5 protein-coding genes and 1 pseudogene are annotated in these 4,210 nt (G+C 62.4%); 2 read left to right on the top strand and 4 right to left on the bottom strand.

Annotated elements, in window-relative coordinates:
- Positions 1–360 (top strand): sensor histidine kinase (locus tag ACH2EI_RS13955; protein WP_395160477.1); only part of this gene is annotated, 360 nt, incomplete at its 5' end.
- A 61-nt stretch (positions 361–421) separates the two neighbouring features.
- On the opposite strand, the gene ACH2EI_RS13950 is transcribed toward ACH2EI_RS13955, so the two are convergent.
- The 4 genes from ACH2EI_RS13950 to ACH2EI_RS13935 are packed head-to-tail and all read right to left on the bottom strand — an operon-like array spanning position 422 to position 3,769.
- The gene (locus ACH2EI_RS13950) at positions 422–1,057 is read right to left on the bottom strand and encodes a hypothetical protein (RefSeq protein WP_395154167.1); all 636 of its coding nucleotides are present in this window, start codon (positions 1,055–1,057) and stop codon (positions 422–424) included.
- A gap of 12 nt (positions 1,058–1,069) precedes the next feature.
- Complete coding sequence (locus ACH2EI_RS13945; protein WP_395154168.1) at positions 1,070–2,113, bottom strand: ABC transporter permease; 1,044 nt, start codon at positions 2,111–2,113, stop codon at positions 1,070–1,072.
- Positions 2,106–3,014, bottom strand: a complete 909-nt coding sequence (locus tag ACH2EI_RS13940; protein ID WP_395154169.1) for an ABC transporter permease — start codon at positions 3,012–3,014, stop codon at positions 2,106–2,108. Before ACH2EI_RS13940 ends, ACH2EI_RS13945 begins: the two co-directional genes overlap by 8 nt.
- A complete protein-coding gene (locus tag ACH2EI_RS13935) occupies positions 3,011–3,769 on the bottom strand; it encodes an ABC transporter ATP-binding protein (protein WP_395154170.1) in 759 nt (252 codons plus the stop codon). The genes ACH2EI_RS13940 and ACH2EI_RS13935 overlap by 4 nt, the downstream gene beginning before the upstream one ends.
- Positions 3,770–3,862: 93 nt before the next feature.
- Here ACH2EI_RS13935 and ACH2EI_RS13930 point away from each other — a divergent pair.
- A pseudogene (locus tag ACH2EI_RS13930) lies at positions 3,863–4,210 on the top strand (hypothetical protein); the annotation flags it as partial.

The raw sequence follows: 4,210 nt of genomic DNA, 5'->3' as shown, positions 1-4,210 counted from the left end.
GCTGGCCAGGTCCGCGGCGACCCCGATCAACTCGCGCGAGTGGTGCGCAACCTGCTCGACAATGCGTTATGCCACGCCGCCTCGCGTGTCGATATCTCGGTCATCAGTACGCCAGACGGACTCGTCGTGCTGTCGATCGACGACGACGGCGACGGCGTTGCAGAGGCCGATCGGGAGCGGATCTTCGAACGATTCGGTCGGCTCGACGAAGCTCGTGCACGCGACGACGGCGGCTCCGGTCTCGGCCTCGCGATCGTGGTCGGCCTCGTCAAGGATCACGGCGGGACGGTCACGGTTTCGACCAGCCCTGCGCTTGGAGGCGCCCGCTTCGCGATCTCCTTGACCGACGCCCGCATCTGATTGCTGTTTCACCTTCAGAAACACTCGTGCCTGAACCCGCTGATGCCGCCCTTGCTCGACCTCAGTCGGCAGTTTCAGCTCCGCCGGCATCTTTCGTAGTAGTCGCTGTTTGGACTGCCGCGTCGGTCGCGCTGACCTCGACAGTGACCTCTTGCGCGTTGGTCGACATCCGATAGATGCTGAAGTCGTTGATAGGGAAGTGGTCGGGTGCTCCGGTGTTGTCGAAGTGGATGGTGCGTGAGCCGCCGCCGGGAATTGTGAACGAGTCGGGCACCTTGGTGTAGTAGCTCTCGCTGATGTTGTCGGTCGGATCGGTGAAGGTGGAGTAGATCTCGAATCCGCCGAGGTCTGTTGAGCCGGTGTTCGAGAGCTCGACCTCGAGGTGGTCGTCGACCGCCTTGCCGCTGGCGTCGACGTTGTTCTCGACGAGGACCGAGCCAATGGTGAGGCTCTGGGCGGTGGCGGTGTTGGCGATCGGATTCGATGTCACCGGAAGGATCTGACCTTCGCTGGCCGTGGACCCGGCGACGGGGGTGCTGTTCGTGGCTGGTGAGGTAGAGCCAGTGCTGCCGCCGCACGCCGCGAGGGTCAGCCCGCCCGCAGCTACCACGGTGGCGATGACTCTGGTTCGTCGCCGCCTGCCTCGCCAGCTCGGCGATGTTGCGAGGCGCTGGCTTGTGATCGGTGTCGTGTTCATGGGTTGCTCCTTCTAGGAGGTTGGGGGAAGAGTGGGCTGGTTGCGGAAACTGCGTCGAAGGCCCCACATCAGGGCGATCGGGTAAGCGATCAGCCAGCCGATGTCGTTACGCTTTTCAGCGAGAAGCTGTCCGAGGCTGAAGCCGCGGTATTTGTCCTGGACATCTGTCATGGCGAACGAGAACCGTTCGAAGTGTTTTGCGAACGAGAGCTCTTCGATGCCAATGCGGGTTTTCTCGTAGAGCGTGAAGTGTTCGAGGATCTTGGTCTCGCCGGCTCGGTCCAGGCCGAGGGCCGAGAACAGTCCGCCTGGGATCTGGTTGTCGGCGTCGAGGGTGTCGCCGAGCTGAGGCAGGATGAGCACGATGAGCAGCCAGACGCCGAGAGCGATCATCAGCCCGTTCGCTGTGACCTTTGTATGGGCGGTGGCGATGACCCCGACTCCGTAGAAGACGCCCATGTAGACGACGGCGCCAAGGTAGGCGAGGAGCAGCTTGAAGCCTTGGGCAGCATTGATCCAGTCGTTGCCGATTGACCCGACGCAGACGATGCCGACCATCGCGGTGACGGCGACCAGCGTGCCGATCACCGCGAGCGCACCGAGCAGGCTTCCTGCCATCTGTTCGCCCGAACTGACGGGTCGCGAGCGGATCATGGCGAGGGTCCGGTTGGAGCGCTCGCGCGACACGGTGAGGTAGCCGAGCGCGATCGCGATGACGGCACCGATGATCTCGAGGTATTCGAGTGACCCGCGCAGCAGCGACAGAGGGGCGAGTAGGGAGGGAGCGATCCGGGCGACACCTCCTGCTTCTGCGGCTGCTTTGTACATCTCGTAGTCGGCGAGTTTGCTGCGGTAGTCGACCGACGCGATGTAGACCGAGACGGCGGTAACCGTGACGATGATGCCGAGCAGGGCGAGCAGGATGCGACTGCGCACGGCGGCTCGATACTCGTGGTGAGCGAGCGCAAAGATTCGCGATCGTGGGCTGTTTGTTGTGACGGGTGCATTGCGAGTTGGCAGCGCCGGGGCCGCCGGTGTGGTGGTCGTCTCAATCACTGGAAGTTCCTGTCGAGTAGTCGTGACGCTGCACGAGAAGCACGATCGCGATTGCGAGGAGCAGTCCGAGCGCAGCGATCGAGAGCAGCCCGGTGAGTGACCCCTTGACGGTCGATGTTTCCAGGACCTGGCCACTGATCTGCTTGTATTGCTCGACCACCGAGTAGGGCCGGGCCTTCGATGTCGCTCGGAAAAACGCCTGGGAGGTGCTGACCGGATCCGTGATCGGATTCAGCGACTGGGTGGGGCGGAGCCCGGAGGTGACCTGGGGAACCGCGAACGTGATCACGAGCCACACACCCGTTGCGGTCAACAAGGCGAGTGATCGACGGTGGGTGAGCAGGACGGTTGCCATCCCGACAAATGCGAACACCATCAGGTACAGCAGCGAGAGCCCGTAAAAGCCGGCAAGTCGGCCGAACTCGCCGAAACTCGGAAGGGCGCGGTTCACGATGACGAGCGCCAGCGTGGACACAGCGAGGCTGACGGCGAGAATGCTGAACAGAACCACGGCGGCTCCAACGGCCTTGCCGACGATGTAGGTGGTGCGATTGATCCGGCGGGAGAACACCAGTCGTCCAATGCCATCGGTCTCGTCATCCGCGAGGCTGATATGGCCGAGCACGATGGCGAGCAGCGCACCGATCAGGGGGATGTAGACGACCATGTTCGACAGCAACGACAGGGTTGGCTTCAACCGGAACGGGTTCTCCGGCGCTGGTAGGCCCTGCGTTGCGAGGAGCTTGACCGACTCGTCGTAGACACCCACGATGGTGCGATGGCTCGACCAGCCGAGCACGCCGGCCAGGGCGGTCATCACGAGGAACGTGGCGAGCAGCCAGAGGAATGTGCGCTGCCTTCGCAGCGACAGGATCTGGTGGCGAGCGATCGTCGCAATCATGAGGGGATTGATTCCATTCGGACGTAGATGTCTTCGAGCGACGTCTCGTCGGGGAATCGGGCCGTCGTCGCTTCGATTGAGTCCTTGTAAATCAACTCACCATGATTGAGGACGCCGATGGTGGTGCACACTTTCGCGACTTCGCTCAGGAGGTGTGTGTTCATAAACACCGTCATGCCGAGCTCCCGGTTGAGCCGCAGGATCGTGTCTCGGAGTTGGCGGACACCGACGGGGTCGAGGCCGGCGGTCGGCTCGTCGAGGAACAGCACGTTCGGCTTGTGGACGATGGCTTGGGCGATGCCGATTCGTTGGCGCATGCCGGTGGAGAACGATCCGACGCGCCGGTCGGCGAGGTCGGCGCTGTCGAGATAGTCCAGCGTCTCGGTGACTGCTCGGCGGGCATCAGCGACGCCGGAAAGCTTGGCGAAGAACTCGAGGTTCTCGCGGGCGGTCATGTGCGGGTACATGCGAACCTCAGCGGGGAGATAGCCGATCTGCGCCGTCACCTCACGGCGCTGGGCGACGACGTCGAAACCGTGGACCCGAGCGGTGCCTGATGTGGGTGTGATGAGTGTGGTGAGAATGTTGACGGCGGTGGTTTTTCCCGCACCGTTGTGGCCGAGGAAGCCGAACACCTCTCCGGGTTCGATTGTCAGATCGACATTCCGGAGGACCGGTTCGATGTTGTAGCGATGGCTGAGTCCGACCAATTCGATCGCCGGGCCGCCGGTGGTCACGGGAGCTGACTGATGCATGTCGTCACATTGCGCCCGCGCACCTGAACAGAAGCTGAATTGTCTTCGCCGCCGTTCAGCCTGGGTTCAGGTTGAAGGGTCGAAGTTGTACGCATGACAACAATCACCGCAGCACCGCCGCCACCCGTGGCGACGAGCCCAGGACGTGCATTACTCAACAAGGTTCCCGAGATCACGATTTGGTTCTGGATCATCAAGAACCTGTGCACGACCGTCGGTGAGAGCTTCGCCGACTGGATCGCGGTCGATTTGAACGTCGGGTTGATCAACACCACGGTCATCTTCACGATCGTGCTTGCCGCTGTGCTCACCTGGCAGATCCGCCTGCCGAAGTACAACGCGTTCCCGTACTGGATGACGGTTGTCGTACTCAGCGTCACCGGCACGCTCTACACGGACATCCTCACCGACAAATATGGGGTCAACCTGACGATCACCACG

This window comes from Ilumatobacter sp. (assembly GCF_041688325.1).
Classification (GTDB): Bacteria; Actinomycetota; Acidimicrobiia; order Acidimicrobiales; family Ilumatobacteraceae; genus Ilumatobacter_A.
This window is presented reverse-complemented; position numbering and strand designations above follow the sequence as displayed.

Bases quoted from the DNA above. Each gene is read 5' to 3' on its own strand.
- ACH2EI_RS13935 (WP_395154170.1), bottom strand. From the start codon at position 3,769: ATGCATCAGTCAGCTCCCGTGACCACCGGCGGCCCGGCGATCGAATTG.
- ACH2EI_RS13940 (WP_395154169.1), bottom strand. From the start codon at position 3,014: ATGATTGCGACGATCGCTCGCCACCAGATCCTGTCGCTGCGAAGGCAG.
- ACH2EI_RS13950 (WP_395154167.1), bottom strand. From the start codon at position 1,057: ATGAACACGACACCGATCACAAGCCAGCGCCTCGCAACATCGCCGAGC.